Here is a 17,894-nt window from a genome sequence, read left to right on the forward strand (position 1 = left end):
TTTTACATCTTTTACTTTGCTATTTTTACATTCTTAAATTAATTAAACATGAAATATTTTTACACCCTCTTTCTGGCCTTTTTGCTTCCATTTTTTGCAGCAGCTCAGCAAGATGTTCCGTATGTGGTAAACCCAACGACATTTAATGAAACGGAAGCAATTACGGTGACTTTTACTGTAAATGAAGCAGCATTTGGAGTCGCATCCTCACATGCGCTCTATCTTTGGGCTTGGTCTTTTGACTCGAACACTACGCAGGCAGATTGTCTGACGAACGGAACATGGCTAGCTTCGAATGCTGCCAATAAATTAACCTACGTATCAAGTTCGGGTAATACCGGAACGTATACATTTACCATGAATACGGTAAAATCCTTTTATGGAAACCGTGCAAATCCTCTTTCTAAAATTGGATTTCTGGTTAAAACGGTAAATGGATCAGTTCAGTCAAAGGATATTTTGATGAATGTGGGTAAATTTCAGTTTAATTTAACCAATCCTGTCCAGGGAAGTACTAATGTTGTCACTTCAGGAACCGTGATTAATATTACAGGAACATCAACTGTATCTTCGAATTTTGTAATTAAAGCCAATGGAAATCAGGTGTACACGAGTTCCGCTGCTTCTACAACTTTGAATTTTCCATACACAGTGAATCAAGATGCTGCGATGGAAGTTATTGCCACCGATGCAGCAACCGGAACAACTGTGGTGAGTAAAACGTTTACAGTAGCGCTTTCAATTCCGGTACAAACTGCGGCGATTCCTTCGTACATGAGACAGGGGATTTCTTATGATCCGGCAGATCCGACCAAAGTAGGTTTGGCAATTTATGCTCCTTTAAAAGCGTATGTTCATGTGATCGGAAGTTTTAATAACTGGGCGGTAAGCGCTAATTATTTAATGAAAAAGGATACGGTAAATCCTGACCTTTATTGGTTGGAAGTTACAGGACTTACTCCTCAGCAGGTCTATACTTTCCAGTACAGAACGGCGGACGGAATTAAAGTCGCGGATCCTTTTTCGCCTTTAGTGTTATCACCGGATGATGATCCCTGGATTAACCAGTATGCCAATGTTTACCCTAATCTTCCGGCATATCCTGCAGGACAAAGTTTTGATGTATCTGTGATCCAAACAGCGAAACCGGCTTATAACTGGACGATGACCAATTTTAATAAACCGGCAAAAGAAAACTTAATCGTTTACGAATTACTGGTGCGAGACTTTACCGCCGAAAAAACCTGGCAGTCGCTGATCGATAAAATATCTTATTTAAAATCATTAAATATCAATGCGGTAGAATTAATGCCGGTGATGGAATTTGATGGAAATAATTCATGGGGATATAATACAGGATTTCATTACGCTTTAGATAAAGCATACGGAACGCCGGAAAAATTCAAAGAGTTTATCGATTTGTGTCACCAAAATGGAATTGCCGTAATTCTTGATATTGCCTTAAATCATGCCACCGGAAGAAGTCCTTTGACCAGAATGTGGATGATCGATCCCGATGGAGATGGTTATGGTGATCCTGCGGCCAATAATCCTTATTTCAATCAGGTTGCAAAACATTCTTACAGTGTGTTTAATGACTTTAACCATTCAAGTTCTGCCACTAAATATTATGTGAATCGTGTTCTTGAACAATGGATTAAAGAATATAAAGTAGATGGTTTCCGTTGGGATTTAACGAAAGGATTTACGCAGAACTGTACTGCAGGAAATGATACCTGTACCAACACTTATCAGCAGGATCGGGTAAATATTCTGAAAGCGTATGCAGATAACCAGTGGAGTTATGATCCTACGTCGTATATTATTTTCGAACATTTAGGAACCGATTCCGAAGAAGCACAATGGGCTAATCATAAAGTGACGGAAGGAAAAGGAGTCATGATGTGGGATAAAGAAACCACTCCTTACAATGAAAATACGATGGGCTTTGCGCCAAACAGTAATTTTAATAGGGTTAATTTTAAAGCGCACGGTTTTCAGCAAAGGCGAGCTGTTAGTTATGGTGAAAGTCATGATGAAGAGAGACTGATGTATAAGAATATCACTTTTGGTGGATCTGCAGGAACTTATAACGTTAGAGATTTAGCAACTTCCCTTCAAAGACAAAAAGCGTACGGTGCTGTTTTCTTAACGGTTCCGGGACCAAAGATGATTTGGCAGTTTGCGGAATTAGGATTCGACAAAAGCATTTACACCTGCGAAAACGGTACTGTAAATACAGAAACTGATTCGACTCCGGGAGACTGTAAATTAGATCCAAAACCATCAGCGTTTGGTTTGGCCTATGATCAGGATGCAGCCAGAAAATCAGTTTATGATACTTGGGCGAAGATTCTTGCCTTGAGATTATCGAATGATGTTTTCAATACGACAACTTTCACCGTTGAGTCAGGAAACTTAATGCCAAGAATTTTTATCAATAATACCTCGACTGCAAGTGCATTGAAAAATGTGGTTGTTCTAGCCAACTTTACACTGACTTCTCAAAATATTGTTCCTGATTTCCCTTACACCGGAAACTGGGTAAATTTAATGGATAACAGTTCGCTTTCTGTAACAAACACCGCAACGCCGGTTACGATTGAACCCGGAGGTTTCAGGATTTTCGGAAATGCTGCGGCTTTAGGAACTGATGAAGTGATTGGGAATAAAAGTTCAGTCTCTCTGAAATTGACTCAAAATCCGGTTACCAATGGAAATGCAACTGTTCGTTATACGAATGCGAAAAACGGAACCATTGCGATTTATGATCTTGCAGGAGTTTTGGTTAAAACAGTAAAAGCTTCTAAAGATAATGGTGATGACACGATCTCTATCAACGGGTTAAAAGCCGGGATTTATTTAATTCAGTTGAAGGCTGACAAAGGAGTTGCGGTTACCAAAATGATGGTGAAATAATTTTTTTTCAAATATAATTAATGACGGTTCGCGGGATATGCGAACCGTTTTTTTTGATAATCCAGTTTGATTTTGAACGAGATTCAGGCATCAATAGGAACGGGTTTTAGCCCGTTTACAGAATGATAAAATCAGCCAAAACCTGTAAGATTAATTATTGTTTTTATTAATAATGAAAATCTTTCGGAGTATGTTTAATATAATCTACCAAAACTTTCCGCTGCTGTTCATCTCCCATTTCTACCAGTTTTTGGTATTTGGTGGAATTGCGTAAATAGATTTTCTGAGAAATTTGATTTCCTTTCAAAACGATTTTCGGGAAAACAAAAAATGCTTTTGCTGGTTTTGGAATTTGAAGTCTTTCATTAATTTTCTCGTCCAATAAAAACCAGTTCATGCTTTGATGTAAATTTTTCAATATTTTCCGTTGAAAAGAATGTTTGTAAATCGTGTTCTCTAGATTTTCATTCAACAAAGCTTTTGCCAATTGAACCGAATCATCGTCGCCTTTATCCTGCAGGGTCGTCCACCAATAAAACTGTTCTACTGCCTGCTGGCGGTTATCCGGCAAAAACGCCACAGGAATTCCCAGCAAATAACCGATGTATTTCCAAAGATGAAAAACACCTTTTTCTTCTTCCTCCGAAATCAGAATTCCCAATTTTTTTAAACCCTGCATGAAAACTAAAGAAAAACCGGTATAAGTGGCGATCATATCCCAATGATTGATCGGTTCGCCCCAATTTTCGTCATCCCAATTTTCCGTCTTTTCTTTGATTTTTAAACGGGCATAAGAATGCATTAGCCGCGTTCTTACAATCAACTGATAAGCTTCTGAATTGGGTTTCAAAGCATTTTCTCTGGTGACATTTACCCAGAATTCCAGGGTGTCTTTCAATCGTTTTACTGCTCCTTTTTTTAAAGCTTCGGTAAAGATTAGAGGCTTGCTGATATAGGCGAAATCGTAACCGCCCATCAAAGTGAAATCCCGCAAAATCATTAAACCATTTGCCCCGGTTCTCATGCAGAATCTCGCACCGACGTTGGCTGAATTTTCGTCGAACCAATCGGGAATTTCCTGCAGTTGGAGAAATAGTTTTTTTACCTTTTCTGGCGTGTCATCAGTTTCGGAAATTGGTTGTTCCGAATATTTTTGTATTAAAGAACCTGCATCTCTGTAATGAAGTTTCAGATAGGTTTCTTTCACAACTTCATCGCCCAGTTCATCTGCCTGATGATAAAGTGGGAGATATTTATAAAAAGTTTGAATGTCCGGTTGTATTGCTGCCCAATCGAGCAATTCTTTTCCGTTTCCTTTTTCCCAGAAGTTCTTGAAATGAGTAGCGTTTTGAAATTTTGGTGTCATAGTTTATTAATCTCGTACAATGTGGAATTGTTTTTAACGCACTGGACGCAAAGTTTTTATTCTAAATAATTTTTATTTAAAGGCAAAGTCTCTTGGCGCCTTCGAATCTTAGATTTTACATAGCAAAAGGAAATTCATTTGATTCTAAAATAGCGTGGAATTTCCTGCACGTTAATTTACGGATTTCTTTCTGCAATTTTTAAGCCGATTGTTTTTTTATAACTGCCCCGCAATAGGGATAGCAGTGGAAATCCCGCAGGGGAAGCATGAGAGAAGCGAGTGCTGACCCGAGGAATTGCAACGGATAGCCCGACCCGAGCGGCTGGTTTTGCTTGGCGAGGGGATTGCCCAAATTCTCCATATAAAAAAAACCTCCCGAAATCGAGAGGTTTTGCTATTTTCATTAATGAAATTCTGACTATAAAGAAGCAGAATGTACCAATAAATCAGCTAATTTATTAGAATATCCCATTTCGTTATCGTACCAGGAAACGATTTTCACGAATTGTGGAGATAACATGATTCCAGCGTCTTTATCAAATACTGAAGTTCTTTTTTCACCTACGAAATCCTGAGAAACTACTGCATCTTCAGTGTAACCTAAAATTCCTTTTAATTCACCTTCTGAAGCTTTTTTCATTGCCTGGCAGATTTCTTCGTAAGAAGTAGGTTTTTCTAATCTCACGGTTAAGTCAACTACAGAAACGTCTGCTGTTGGTACTCTGAAAGACATTCCGGTTAATTTTCCGTTTAGTGCAGGAATTACTTTTCCTACTGCTTTTGCAGCTCCTGTAGAAGAAGGGATGATGTTGTTCAAAGCAGAACGGCCACCTCTCCAGTCTTTTACTGAAGGTCCGTCAACCGTTTTTTGAGTTGCTGTAGTTGCGTGAACCGTAGTCATTAAACCTTCTACAATTCCGAAGTTGTCGTGCATTACTTTCGCAATCGGTGCCAAACAGTTGGTGGTACAGGAAGCGTTTGAGAAAATTTTGATATCGTCTGTCAATTCTTTGTGATTCACTCCCATTACAAACATAGGAGTATCATCTTTCGAAGGAGCAGAAAGGATTACTTTTTTCGCACCGGCGTTGATGTGCGCTTGTGCAGCTTCTTTGGAAAGGAATAATCCTGTAGATTCTACGATATATTCTGCGCCAACTTCATTCCATTTCAAGTTGTTAGGATCTCTTTCGGCAGTTACTCTGATTCTTTTTCCATTCACGATAAGGTCATTTCCTTCTACAGAAACCTCACCTTTGAATTCCCCATGTACAGAATCATACTTTAGCATATAAGCCATGTATTCGGCATTGATAAGGTCGTTGATTCCTACAACTTCGATGTTTTCTCTTTCGGCCATTGCTCTGAAAACAAGACGACCAATTCTACCGAATCCGTTGATTCCTACTTTGATTGTTGACATAATTTTTATTTTAAAATTAAATTTATTGTTAAATTAAATAGACAGAATTTCTGAAATTTTCAGTAAATCCTGATCAATTTCATTGTGTTTTTTTACGGCTTCTTCGATTTCCGTGTAAGTCATTTTGTTGGACTGCATTCCTACCATCATATTGGTTTTGCCGTCCATTAAACCAATTACAGCACCGTAGCCCAATCTGCTGGCTAAGACGCGGTCTGCACAACTCGGTGATCCACCTCTCTGAATGTGACCTAATACGGCGACGCGGATATCATAATCAGGGAAACCAGCTTTTGTTGCTTTTGCAATATCGTAAATACTTCCTAATTTTTCACCTTCGGCAACCACCACGATACTGGAAGCTTTTCCAGCTTTCTCTGCTCGTTTGAAAGTGGAGAAAAGTTCATCGATACTGTCTTTTTTTTCTGGAATTAAAATGCCAATTGCTCCAGTAGCCAAACCGCTGTTTAAAGCGATAAATCCAGCGTCACGTCCCATCACTTCAACAAAAAATATTCTGTTATGAGAAGTGGCAGTGTCTCTGATTTTATCGATGGCTTCCATTGCGGTATTCAAAGCGGTATCATAACCAATCGTATTATCGGTTCCGAAAATATCGTTGTCTATGGTTCCAGGAACTCCAATTACATGGATTCCGAATTCTTCGCAGAAAATTTGCGCTCCTTTGAAAGTACCATCTCCACCGATACAGACCATCCCGTCGATACCGTGTTTTACACAGTTTTCGTAAGCTTTTTTTCTGCCTTCCGGTGTTTTAAATTCTAAGGATCTTGCTGATTTTAAAATCGTACCGCCTTCGGTGATGATATTTTTAACGGAACGTGGTCCCATTTTCGTGAAATCATCGTTGATTAAACCATTGAAACCCTCTCTTACTCCATAACATTCTATTTTGTAGTGACTTGCGGTTCTTACGACCGCTCTTAATGCTGCATTCATTCCCGGAGCGTCTCCGCCTGATGTGAGAACCACAATCTTTTTCACCGCACTTTCTTTCATAGTTAAAAATTTCAGCACAAATTTACGAAATCTCTATCAATTATGTAAGGCTTTAGGGAATGAGATTTAACTGTTTTCTAAGTGATGATTAATTTCATTTTTTTATTAAATTAACAGGGCCGGGATTTCATTTTTTTCTTTCGTTATAAAAATCCTAAATTTGCAAAATGTTGAGAAATAGAAAAAATCAGAAAATTTTAGCATCGCTTTTTACTGCGGTCTATCTTTTCGTCGCTTTGTTTTCTCAAAGTTTTCATAACCATGGAAGCGGTGAAGTATTCAAGGATTTTCATTTTACTAAAATTGAGAAGACTTTTACAAAATCTTCTGCTGCCGTACAATATTCTGATTGTTTGTCCTGTCATATTTTGCATGAGGGAAAATATCTCACACCGCAAAACTTTTTCTTTTCAGCAATTTCAATTGAGGATTCTCGCTTAGAAATCTTCACCGAAGAACAAACTTTCAGTCCGCTTGCACTCTTTAATTTCCGGTTGCGCGGTCCGCCATCTTTCATTTAAAAACAGCTTTTTTTTCGAAATGAACAGTAAGAAATTGATTTTCAGATTTTTTAATTGTTCATGTGTTTTTATTCTTAAACTCAATTTAAATGAAATTTACTTTAAATATCATCGCAATCTTTTTTGGATTGTTATTTACAAACGCACAGACTAATTTTACAGTTAAAGGAAAAGTGATTGATTATCACGATAAAGTACCTTTGAAAAACGCTGCAATCACCATCGGGAAATTATCGCAGGTTTCAGACGACAATGGAAATTTCACTTTTAAAGCTTTACAAAAAGGAAAATACACATTGATTGCAAATCATCCTGACTGTAACCCTTTTACTGAAGAACTTACGGTGAATAAAGATATGGAGTTGACGATTCAGCTCGAACACCATATTGCCGATATCGAAACCATTACCCTTCACGCAACACACAAAAATGCGAATTCCTTAATCGTGAAAACTTTAGACAGAACCGAAATCGACCGGAACTCAACCGAGAATTTGGGAAATATCCTGTCCGGCATTTCGGGGGTTGGCGCTTTAAAAACAGGGAATAATATCGCGAAACCAATTATTCATGGGCTTTACGGAAGCCGAGTTGCCATCATCAACAACGGCGTGAAAATGGCGGAACAGGAATGGGGCGTAGAACATGCACCGAATATCGACGTTAACCAATTTGATCATGTCGATGTTATCAAAGGTGCTTCAGCTTTAAAATACGGAAGCGATGCCATCGGTGGGGTGGTTGTGCTGGAACCTGCCGTTTACAAAAAGAAAGATACAATCCAGGGAAGTGCAAGTCTTTCGGGAATTTCTAACGGGCGGGGAATCGGTCTTGCAGTTAATTTATTGAAAACCTGGGAAAATGGTTGGGCGATAAAGTCTACCGGCGGATTTAAGAAATTGGGTGACTTGAAAACTCCCGATTATTATTTAATGAATACCGGACTTCAGAATAATTCATTCAGTCTTACGGTGCAAAAGAACTCTTTTTTACAGGGAATTTCTTTTGATTACAGTATTACCAATCAGGAAATTGGGATTTACCGTGGATCCGATTTGGGGAATTTAGAAGATTTTTATAAAGCACTTACAACTGATATTCCTATTTATAAAAGAGATTTTTCTTACGCGATCGACAATCCGAAACAGGATGTTCAGCACCATATCGCAAAGATTTCTGCCTTTAAAAGATTTGAAAAATTGGGAAAAGTTTCCGTTGATTACAACTTTCAATATAATCATCGAAAAGAATATGATGTTCGAAGAGGTGAACTCGCTGAAATTCCGTCTTTGGATTTGGAACTGTTCACGAATCAGATCAATATCAATGATTTTATCGAGCGACAGTATTGGAATTTAGAAACCGGGATCGATTTGAAATACCAGTTCAATTATTCCACGCCGGAAACGCAGGCAAGAAGACTCGTTCCTAATTATTATCAGTATGCAGGCGGCGTTTATTCTGTTTTTAAATATAAGTTGACGCCGAAACTAAGTACAGAAGCCGGTTTGCGATATGACGTGACAAAATATGAAGTCAAAAAATGGTATGATCTCAGCGATTGGGAAAACCTGTACGCAGATACTTTTCCTCAGTTTTATGTGAAGACCGATGGAAACCGTGTTTTTACCAAACCGAACTTAACCTACAAGAATTTATCATTTAATGCAGGTTTAGATTATCAACCTTCGAAGAATTTTGATGTGAAACTGAATTATGCGAAAGTAGGACGAACTCCCAATATTGCAGAACTTTTTGCTGATGGATTGCATCATTCCGCTGCGATTATCGAGGTAGGAAATATGGGGATGAAAAATGAAGAGGGAAACCAATTCAATTTAAATATCGATGGAAAACTGAATATTTTGGATGGTGCAAGAATTACTGTAAATCCGTATTTATTTATCACTAAAAACTTTATTACTGAAATTCCAACAGGTATTCAGAATACAATCCGCGGCGTTTTTCCAGTGTGGTCTTACCAGCAGATCGATGCGAGAATGTATGGTTTGGATGTCGATGCGCAGTTGAAATTGAATGATCATTTTGAATATCAAGGAAATTTCTCTTACATCAATGGTGAAGATCAGACGAACGGCCAGCCATTAATAATGATGGTTCCAACAAATTTTGCGAACAGTTTAGAATTCAAAAATGAGAAATGGAAAAATTTCTATTTCAAAGTTCAGCAACAAACATTCTTACAACAAAAAAGATTTCCAATATTGAATCCAACCATCAATATTTTCGAAAACGGAATTGAGGTTGAAAAAACTTTGGATCTTTCTACGCCGCCACCAACTTATACTTTGTGGAGCGTGCAAACCGGTTTCGATTTTAACAAACATTTTTCAGCCGGTTTAAATGTGACCAATCTTTTCGACACCAATTACAAAGATTACCTAAACAGAATGCGTTATTTCTCTTACGAAATGGGCAGAAATATTATTTTCAATGTTAAATACAACTTCTAAATCATTAAAAATGAAATCATTAATTAAACTTAAATATATCGTCCTATTTTTAATAACCGTTTTTGTGGTAAGCTGCAGCCGCACTGATGAAGATGAGGACGTTCTTTCTCAGGAAGATATTTCAAATATTATTCTAAATGTAAAAGATGACGCAACCGGAATTACAAATACATATAATTATACGGTAAATTCTACAACGAATCCGGATATTAAGCTAACAGACGGAAAAACTTATACCGTAAATACAGTGTTTCTTAATGGGAATGAAGATGAAACAAAAAGCATTATCGAAGCAAAAGATGAACATTTCCTGTTGTTCGATTTTCAAAATTCAAATATTAATTTAGAAAGAATCGATGGTGAATCTTCTGTCAGAAGTGATGGTAACAAAGTCGGGTTAATTACAAAATGGACGGTTATTAAAGCCAGAAACGGCACAAATCCTCAATTGGTTTTAGCCTTGATTCATGATGCAGTCTCGGTTAGTGAGTCTCGGAACGGCAGTACATTTGGATCCGTAACCGGCGGTGAAACTGATGCGATGGCGACTTATTCAATTTCAAACTAAAAGACTTTCAATCAATATAAATGGACGAAATTTTCGATTCTTCAGGAATGAGTGAAAGAAAATTTATCCTTTAAAAATAATCAAAAAAAAATTCCTATTTTTGCAACCTAAATTTTCAATACATTAAAATGAACGTTACAGCGACCAACCACGATGAAGTAAGTGCGTTACTTACAGTTACATTAGATAAGTCAGATTATAAAGATAAAGTTGAAAAACAATTGATCAACTACGCCAAAAACGCACAAGTTCCTGGATTTAGAAAAGGGAAAGTGCCATTGAGCATGGTGAGAAAACAATATGAGGCAGGAATTGCTTTTGAAGAAATCAACAAACAGGTTTCAGACGCTTTGAACAATTACATTTCTGATAACAAATTGAAATTAGTTGGTCAGCCGGTTCCTCAGCCAGTTGAGGAATTAAATCACAATGCAGAGCAGCTTTCAGTTGGTTTTGAAGTGGGTTACGAACCAGATTTCACTATTGATTTGGCAAAATACGAAGCTCCTCATTTTAAAGTAGAAGCTTCTGAGAAAGAAATCGGTCAGAGCATCGAAAACATGCAGAAACGTTTCGCTGAGCAAGTTCCTCAGGAGGAAATCGCTGACGATTCTACCGTTGCTTTGGAAATCAGCCAGGTGATTGAAGAAGGTGCAGAAGGTGAACACCACCATGCACCAAAAAACATCACCATTGATGCTACGAAAAAAGCAGCTTTTGAATTGGTAAAAGCTTTGAAAAAAGATGAATCAGTAAAAGTTTCTAAAGCAGATTTAGAGAAAAACGAAGAATTAGCGAAAGAACTAAGCTTCGGCAAAGAAGAAGTTGAGCATTTACACCACGATCAAATCGAGGTTAAGGTGAAAGATTTCTTCGGATTGAACTTAGCGGAATTAAATCAGGATTTATTCGACAAAGTTTACGGCGAAGATACAATCAAGTCTGAAGAAGAATTGAAAGACAAAGTAAAAGCTGAATTGGATGAATATTTCCAACAAAACGCAGATGTTCATTTCGTAAATAAAATTTTAGCTCAAATCAACGAAAAAGAAGAAGTAAAACTTCCGGAAACTTTCTTGGTTAAATGGTTAATGTTCAGCAATGCGCAAATAACTTCTGAAGACCAGGCGAAAGAAATCTTAGAAGCAGAAAAAAATCAGTTGAAATATCAGATCCTGGAAGGGAAATTGATGACTGACAACGAGATTACTTTGGATTACGCAGATATTTTAGGACAAGCGGAGCAATTGGTTCGTAATCAGTTAGCGATGTACGGAATTCACAATTTACCGGATGAAGAAGTACAGAAATATGCTGCTGATATGTTGAAAGATCAAGAGCAGGTCCGTCAGATTTCTTCTGAAGTTGGAATGGCGAAACTGAAAGACGTAATCTTAGAAAAAGCGACTAAAAAAGAAACCAAAATTTCTCATGATGAGTTTTTGGAAGAATTGAAAAAGTAATTTTTTCTTTATAAATATAAAATCCGTCCCGGTTAATTCGGGGCGGATTTTTTTTATGTTTAAATGTAAACGGATAGAATTTAATAACTGAATGATTCTACATTCTTGTTGCTGATAAGGTAAGTTTCCAGTTCTTCAATTTGTTGGTTGTTGATATGAAGATCCATGGTAATGAAAAGAGAATCGCCATGTTTTTCCAAAGCAATTTCGTAAGCGACTTTTGATAATTTTTTGATTTCCAGGATGATCGGTTTTTTCTGACTGATGGACTGCACCGGAATTTTAAATTTCAAAATCTTATTGTGATGGTAAGAAACAAAACTTCTGGTGAAGATTTTTGCAACATAGATCACGATTAAGGCAGTTATCAGAAAAGTGAAGGCTATGAATATTTCACCAAAACCTATCGACATTCCGATGGCCGCTGCAATCCAAATAATTCCTGCAGTCGTTAAACCATACACACTAAATCCTTCTTTAAAAATAACTCCCGCTCCAAGAAAGCCAATCCCGCTCACAATATAGCTGGCAATCCTTGTCGGGTCGCCGCTTCCTGCTATTTTATAAGAAAGAATAGAGAAGAGTGTTGAACCCAGACAAATGATGGTAATCGTTTTTAAGCCTGCAGATTTGTCTTTCATTTCGCGTTCTAACCCCAGGATTAATCCGGCAACTAATGAAATGACCGCCTTGTAAATATCTAAAAGTTCAAAATGTTCTGACATTTTTATTTAAAGGTATTAATTTTCTACGAACCATATTCAATTTTCCATTCATCCGCAGCGTCGCATAAGGTTTTATAAAATTCTTCACCATATTTTCTGATGAGCGGCGTTTTTACAAATTTATAAATGGGAACTTTTAATTCTTTTCCTAAGGCGCAGGCATCGCTGCAGATTTCCCATTTGTGGTAATTCAGTGCTGTGAAAGTTCTGTATTCATCCACACGAATAGGATATAGGTGACAGGAAATCGGTTTTTGCCAGTCGACAGCGCCGTCTTCATAGGCTTTTTCAATCCCACATTTCGTGATTCCTTTATCGTCAAAAATCACGTAAGCACATTCTTTTCCTTCAACCATCGGCGTTACATAATCATTATCGCTCGGGTCGAGAACCCAGGTTCCCTGCCTTTCGATGGCTTCTACACCTTCCGGTCTGAGATAGGGTTTTACCTGATCGAAAATCCTTTCGAGTATCAAGGTCTCGCTTTTATCCAAAGGAGCTCCTACGTCGCCTTCTACGCAACAGGCGCCTTTGCATTTGCTGAGGTTGCATACAAATTCTTCAGAAAAGATATCTTCGGAAATTAATTTATCGTCAATTTGAATCATGATGTTGTATTAAAAGAAATTAAAATAAGTAGAGAGTTTAAAAATAAGCAGTGAAATGATAATAACCCATAAACTGACTTCCTGAATCCAGTATTTTTTAGTAAAACGAAGCATCCTGCTTAAAATAATGGAAGACGGCAAAGCCAGTAAAAGTAAATATTCAAATGTTTTTCCCATATAAAGGAAAAGGGTAATCAGTTGGGCTAAAGAAAATACCAGTAAAAAAGTATATTTGAATCTGCTGTTCGGACTTTTTTTATTGAAGTTCCTGAAATGATCCATTACCGCGTGAATCAGTAAAATGGCCACCGGACTTAACCACAAAAGATGATCAAAATGGGGTTGTATTTTAAATCCGGTAAATGGGAAGTATACCTGATTCCAGGAATTCATGCCCAGAAAATAGGCAATCCCAAAATAAGAAAGTGCCACCAGCAACATCCCAAAAAACAAACGGAAAATGTGCAGTCCAATGCGGTCGGAAGTGGCAATGATGTGAAAGATCACGAAAATCGACATTGGCCAAGTGGTAGGAAGAAAGATAAAATTGAGCGCCAGAATCGATCCCACCAAAATGTAAGAGAAATTACGGATAGAAATATTATCATTCGTTAACAGCAAAAGAATAATCGAATTGGTGAACAGCGAAACAGCAATTCCGATATCTAAATCACCCGGATATAAGGCAAAAATAAAGACGGTATATAAAAAAAGGGGCAGATGGGTTTGATAATTCAGCGCAACCGCATTAAAACAAAAATATCCTAAAGCAACTCCTCCAAAAGTTATTACTGCTGAAATAATTTCTAAAGTATTGAAGTCCAATATATTGAAGCTAATTACTATTAAAAGAAGAATCCCAATATAAACGGGGACTGAAAAAATATTGCTTTCTTTTGAAAGTAATCGAAACATTTTTTATAAATTTGTGCAAAGTTAATTTAAAAAAGGAAAATAATGACGTCTTTCTTCTTATTCTTAAGCAGTGTGTTCAAATGGTCTTTCGGTTTTTTTGATTTCGCAGGAAATGTAATAAACTGGATTTTATTCTTGGTCGCATCTGCAATATTTACTTATTGGTGCTATGTTTTGGTTGCAAAATTGGGTGGCGACAAGGATAAAGAGTATTTCTCACCAACAGAAGGAAATCATCCTTACTACGACCCGAAAATTTATAAAAAAGAAAGTAAATAATTGATATCCTATTTACAATAAAAATCCCGAAATTTTTAGTTTCGGGATTTTCTGTTTTCTATTAGTGAATCGGAATCACCAGTACCGGAATCGGTGAACGTCTGGTTAATTCTTTGGTTAAACTGCCTACAAAAACGTCGTACATATTGCTTCTTCCGTGGGAACCCATTACGATATATCCTGCCGTTTTATCTTTTGCGTATTCCAGAATAATATCGCCTGCAACACCTTGTTTTAGCAAGTGCTCACAATCAATACCCTGTGCGATGATGCGTTGTTCAATGGTATTTAGCTGGAGCAGTTCCTGCTTAATTTCATTTTGCTCCACTTCGGGGAAATATTGAAATCCCATATCACCAATCGCAAAACCGATATCCGACGGTGCCACGTGAATAAGGTATATTTTCCCGCTGGTTTCTTTTGCGAATTTCACAGCTCCTTCGACTAATTTATCGGTCGCTTCTGAAAAATCGACTGGTAGAATAATGTTTATCATGATCTTAAATTTTGTTCATTAAAGTTACAGATATTTACTGACACTGTCAAAAACTAAGTTACTGGATTCGCAAATCAAAAACTTTCCGGTCTTCCAGAAACGCTTCCAGTATATCGTTTTCCGAAACTTTGCCCACTCCTTTTGGCGTTCCCGTGAAAATTAAATCGCCGACTCTTAACGTAAAGTACTGGGAAACAAATGCGATTATTTTTTCCGGTGAGAAGATCATCATCGAAGTATTTCCGTCCTGAACTTTTTCTTTATTTTTATTTAAAGAAAAGTTTAAGTTATTGAGGTCAAAATCTTCTTTTTTATAAAAGTCAGAAAGAACAGCACTTCCATCGAAACCTTTTGCCAGTTCCCACGGAAGTCCTTTTGCTTTGAGCTGACTTTGTAAATCTCTCGCCGTAAAATCGATTCCCAAAGCGATTTCATCGTAATGTTTACCGGCATTTTCTTCCTGAACGTATTTTCCGCCTTTTGATATTTTCAGTACGACTTCCAGTTCGTAATGAATGTCATTCGAGAATTCAGGAATATAAAAGTCGCTGCCTTTTTTTAAAACCGCCGTATCGGGTTTCATAAAGATAACAGGACTTTCCGGTATTTCATTTCCGAGTTCCTTGGCGTGGTCTGCGTAATTTCTGCCGATGCAAATGATTTTCATAATTAATAATATAAAATTTCTCTTGTTGTGATGGAAAATAATTTATTCTGATTATTATATGATTTTCTTTCAATCCAATTTCCTTCTCCGTCAAACAAATATTTAAATGTAAGCGTTAAAGTTGTAATTCCAGAATTGTTTTTCCACTTTTTTTCTATGATATTACATTTGTTATCAAAAATTCGAAATTCGCTTGTAGAAGTTTGGTAAGAATAAATAATGCGATCTTCAGAGTCAAAATCTCTACAATTTTGGTTTACGATTCTTGTGAATTTTTCAGTGGGCTTTCCGTCTATATCAAATTCCTCAAATTGAATTATTCTGTTCTTATTATTATAAACAAATATTTTTTTGTAAATAATTTCATTTTCAGAATGAAAAGTTTTTGATATTTCAATATTTTGATTCTGAATAAATTTTTCTGTTAATCCTTTAAAATCACCTTTTATATTAATCTTTAATGTAACCGTGTCATTTGGATATTTGTAAACCCATTGTAACGTATCAATATCTTTAAATTCAGTTAATAGGTAAATTTCTCTATTTAGTTTCCTGTCTTTATATTCAAAATATTGTTTACTTGAAATTTTATCTTTTCCGTCAAAATTCTTAATTCCTTCTTTGTAAATGATGAAGCCGTCCCGATTCAATTCATAATTGAAACTTTCTGGTATTAGAACGCCAGTATTAAAAGTAATTTTGTTATTTCTAATATTTACCTCGTATTTTCTTTCTTTAATTTCCCTGACATTTCCTTTTAAATTGTTGATTAATAAATCATTCGAATTAAGTTTTTCTCTTATTTGTGCGGAGAAAATTGTCGATATAAACGTAAGTAAAAGAATAAAAACTTTCATGTCAAAATTTTGATCTCAACTGAATACCCGTCAGAACTTTCTTGGTATATAAAGGGAAATCAGCATTTTGAATCCAGCCGTAATAGCCCAGATCTTTCTGAAAAACTTCTTTCACTCTTTGGCCTTTGTATTTTCCGAAAGTGAAAACTTCTTTTTCCTCTTTGTCAAAAGCGATAAAACCTGCCAAATCAGCAAATTTATGATGAGAAGAAATCTCACTTAATCCAGCAATATCATTTGGTAAATCGTCGTAATGGCCGACCTGCGCGTCTATCACTTCGAAAGTTGCCAAAACATCTGCTTCCGCGGAATGCGCGTTGATCAGTTCTTTTTTGCAGTAAAACTGATAAGCAGCCGTCAGGTTTCTCGGTTCCATTTTATGAAAAATAGTTTGTGCGTCGATCAGCTTGAATTTACTCAAATCGAAATCTAAACCGGCACGCAGTAATTCTTCAGCAAGAAGCGGAACATCAAATCGGTTAGAATTAAATCCGCCCAAATCTGAGCCCGCAATCATCTCCATTATTTTGGAGGCAATTTCTTTGAAGGTTGGAGCATCTTGCACTCTTTCATCTGTAATTCCGTGGATTGCAGAAGATTCTGCCGGAATCGCCATTTCTGGATTTACCAACCAGGTTTTGCTTTCTCTGGAAGCATCAGGATTGACTTTTAAAATACAGATTTCTACAATCCTGTCTTTTGCAACCTGAGTTCCCGTAGTTTCTAAATCAAATACACAAAGCGGTTTATGGAGTTTTAAATTCATTTTTTTATTTTTAATAAGGATCAATCGTGACTTTTCCGATTGAATTAAATTTTGTGAATTAAATTATTGAAAGTATCTTTTATCCTTTCAACTGTTTTTGAAAAATTACCGATATTAATATATAATACAGCATTGCCAATGGGATTCCGACCGTTTTAAAGAGGATTAATAGTAAGATTACACCAATTAACAGCGCAACCTTCGGATAATTGTCTTCCAGCTTCATTGATTTGAATTTCAGCGAGATCATTTTTATCGGGCTGACCAAAAGCCAGGACAGAATAATGGTGATTACAATTAAATACGCAGGATTTTCAAAAATCGCTTTAAAACTTTCATTTTCTAAATAAGCGTAGTACAAACCGAAAATTAAAATGGTGTTCGATGGCGTATTCAAACCTTTGAAATAATAAGTTTGCTCATCATCCAGATTGAAAATCGCCAGTCTTAAACAGGAAAATAAAGTTACAAAAAGGCCGATGTATTTAATTTCAAACGGAAGTTCCATTCCGAATAGTAGGTTGCCAAACGGTTCAAGGGCTTTAAATATTACGATTCCCGGCAATAATCCGAAACTCACCATGTCGGCCAGTGAATCTAACTGAAGGCCAAGTTCAGAATTCGATTTCATCGCTCTGGCGATAAATCCGTCGAAGAAATCTAATATTAAGGAAAGGATAATGCAGATCGCAGTGGTTTGATAATCACCATTAATTAAGTGGATTACACCAACACTGCCGGAAAATAAATTAGCGAGCGTAACAGCATTCGCCAGATTGTTCTTGATAAAATTCATTTTTAAGTTCAGTTTTTTTAAGGTCCGATGA

General features: G+C 36.7%; 17 protein-coding genes. 6 read left to right on the plus strand and 11 right to left on the minus strand.

The features are described 5' to 3' along the window. The first annotated feature begins 48 nt into the window (after positions 1–48). The gene (locus tag QGN23_RS14445) at positions 49–2,919 is read left to right on the plus strand and encodes an alpha-amylase family glycosyl hydrolase (protein WP_282904943.1); all 2,871 of its coding nucleotides are present in this window, start codon (positions 49–51) and stop codon (positions 2,917–2,919) included. A gap of 166 nt (positions 2,920–3,085) precedes the next feature. On the opposite strand, the gene QGN23_RS14450 is transcribed toward QGN23_RS14445, so the two are convergent. The 3 genes from QGN23_RS14450 to pfkA form a co-directional block, all read right to left on the minus strand. After that, the gene (locus QGN23_RS14450; protein WP_396127356.1) at positions 3,086–3,919 is read right to left on the minus strand and encodes an oxygenase MpaB family protein; all 834 of its coding nucleotides are present in this window, start codon (positions 3,917–3,919) and stop codon (positions 3,086–3,088) included. A gap of 784 nt (positions 3,920–4,703) precedes the next feature. Continuing rightward, complete coding sequence (gap, locus tag QGN23_RS14455; RefSeq protein WP_282904945.1) at positions 4,704–5,708, minus strand: type I glyceraldehyde-3-phosphate dehydrogenase; 1,005 nt, start codon at positions 5,706–5,708, stop codon at positions 4,704–4,706. 33 nt (positions 5,709–5,741) lie between these two features. Next, positions 5,742–6,728, minus strand: a complete 987-nt coding sequence (gene pfkA, locus QGN23_RS14460; protein ID WP_282904946.1) for a 6-phosphofructokinase — start codon at positions 6,726–6,728, stop codon at positions 5,742–5,744. A gap of 167 nt (positions 6,729–6,895) precedes the next feature. On the opposite strand from pfkA, the gene QGN23_RS14465 reads away from it, so the two are divergent. The 4 genes from QGN23_RS14465 (at position 6,896) to QGN23_RS14480 (ending at position 11,754) form a co-directional block, all read left to right on the plus strand. Continuing rightward, positions 6,896–7,249 carry a hypothetical protein gene (locus QGN23_RS14465; RefSeq protein WP_282904947.1) on the plus strand — a complete coding sequence of 118 codons (354 nt, stop codon included), beginning with the start codon at positions 6,896–6,898 and terminating at the stop codon, positions 7,247–7,249. 89 nt (positions 7,250–7,338) lie between these two features. Then, positions 7,339–9,723: a TonB-dependent receptor gene (locus QGN23_RS14470; protein WP_282904948.1), complete on the plus strand. Its 2,385-nt coding sequence runs from the start codon at positions 7,339–7,341 to the stop codon at positions 9,721–9,723. A 10-nt stretch (positions 9,724–9,733) separates the two neighbouring features. Beyond that, positions 9,734–10,291 (plus strand): hypothetical protein, encoded by a 558-nt coding sequence (locus QGN23_RS14475; protein WP_282904949.1) that lies wholly within the window; start codon positions 9,734–9,736, stop codon positions 10,289–10,291. Positions 10,292–10,419: 128 nt separating this feature from the next. Then, the gene (locus QGN23_RS14480) at positions 10,420–11,754 is read left to right on the plus strand and encodes a trigger factor (RefSeq protein WP_282904950.1); all 1,335 of its coding nucleotides are present in this window, start codon (positions 10,420–10,422) and stop codon (positions 11,752–11,754) included. Positions 11,755–11,834: 80 nt separating this feature from the next. Here QGN23_RS14480 and QGN23_RS14485 read toward each other — a convergent pair whose 3' ends face one another. From QGN23_RS14485 to QGN23_RS14495, 3 genes are read right to left on the minus strand one after another with little or no spacing between them, the layout of a single operon-like run. Next, positions 11,835–12,479 (minus strand): MgtC/SapB family protein, encoded by a 645-nt coding sequence (locus QGN23_RS14485; RefSeq protein WP_282904951.1) that lies wholly within the window; start codon positions 12,477–12,479, stop codon positions 11,835–11,837. Between the two features lie 23 nt (positions 12,480–12,502). Beyond that, positions 12,503–13,087: a DUF3109 family protein gene (locus tag QGN23_RS14490; protein WP_282904952.1), complete on the minus strand. Its 585-nt coding sequence runs from the start codon at positions 13,085–13,087 to the stop codon at positions 12,503–12,505. 9 nt (positions 13,088–13,096) lie between these two features. Then, a complete protein-coding gene (locus QGN23_RS14495) occupies positions 13,097–14,002 on the minus strand; it encodes a DUF6427 family protein (RefSeq protein ID WP_282904953.1) in 906 nt (301 codons plus the stop codon). 42 nt (positions 14,003–14,044) lie between these two features. On the opposite strand from QGN23_RS14495, the gene QGN23_RS14500 reads away from it, so the two are divergent. Continuing rightward, positions 14,045–14,281, plus strand: coding sequence for a hypothetical protein (locus QGN23_RS14500; RefSeq protein ID WP_133439988.1), 237 nt, complete (start codon positions 14,045–14,047; stop codon positions 14,279–14,281). 61 nt (positions 14,282–14,342) lie between these two features. On the opposite strand, the gene QGN23_RS14505 is transcribed toward QGN23_RS14500, so the two are convergent. From QGN23_RS14505 to QGN23_RS14525, 5 genes are all read right to left on the minus strand, one after another. Then, positions 14,343–14,777: a universal stress protein gene (locus QGN23_RS14505; RefSeq protein ID WP_282904954.1), complete on the minus strand. Its 435-nt coding sequence runs from the start codon at positions 14,775–14,777 to the stop codon at positions 14,343–14,345. A 58-nt stretch (positions 14,778–14,835) separates the two neighbouring features. Continuing rightward, positions 14,836–15,444, minus strand: coding sequence for a fumarylacetoacetate hydrolase family protein (locus tag QGN23_RS14510; RefSeq protein WP_282904955.1), 609 nt, complete (start codon positions 15,442–15,444; stop codon positions 14,836–14,838). Positions 15,445–15,446: 2 nt separating this feature from the next. Next, positions 15,447–16,301: a hypothetical protein gene (locus tag QGN23_RS14515; protein ID WP_282904956.1), complete on the minus strand. Its 855-nt coding sequence runs from the start codon at positions 16,299–16,301 to the stop codon at positions 15,447–15,449. A 1-nt stretch (position 16,302) separates the two neighbouring features. Next, complete coding sequence (locus tag QGN23_RS14520) at positions 16,303–17,067, minus strand: 3'-5' exonuclease (RefSeq protein ID WP_282904957.1); 765 nt, start codon at positions 17,065–17,067, stop codon at positions 16,303–16,305. 79 nt (positions 17,068–17,146) lie between these two features. Next, positions 17,147–17,863 carry a CDP-alcohol phosphatidyltransferase family protein gene (locus QGN23_RS14525; protein ID WP_282904958.1) on the minus strand — a complete coding sequence of 239 codons (717 nt, stop codon included), beginning with the start codon at positions 17,861–17,863 and terminating at the stop codon, positions 17,147–17,149. Positions 17,864–17,894 lie beyond the last annotated feature (31 nt).

Origin of the sequence: Chryseobacterium gotjawalense (genome assembly GCF_030012525.1) — a bacterium.
In the GTDB taxonomy this organism is placed as follows: domain Bacteria; phylum Bacteroidota; class Bacteroidia; order Flavobacteriales; family Weeksellaceae; genus Kaistella; species Kaistella gotjawalense.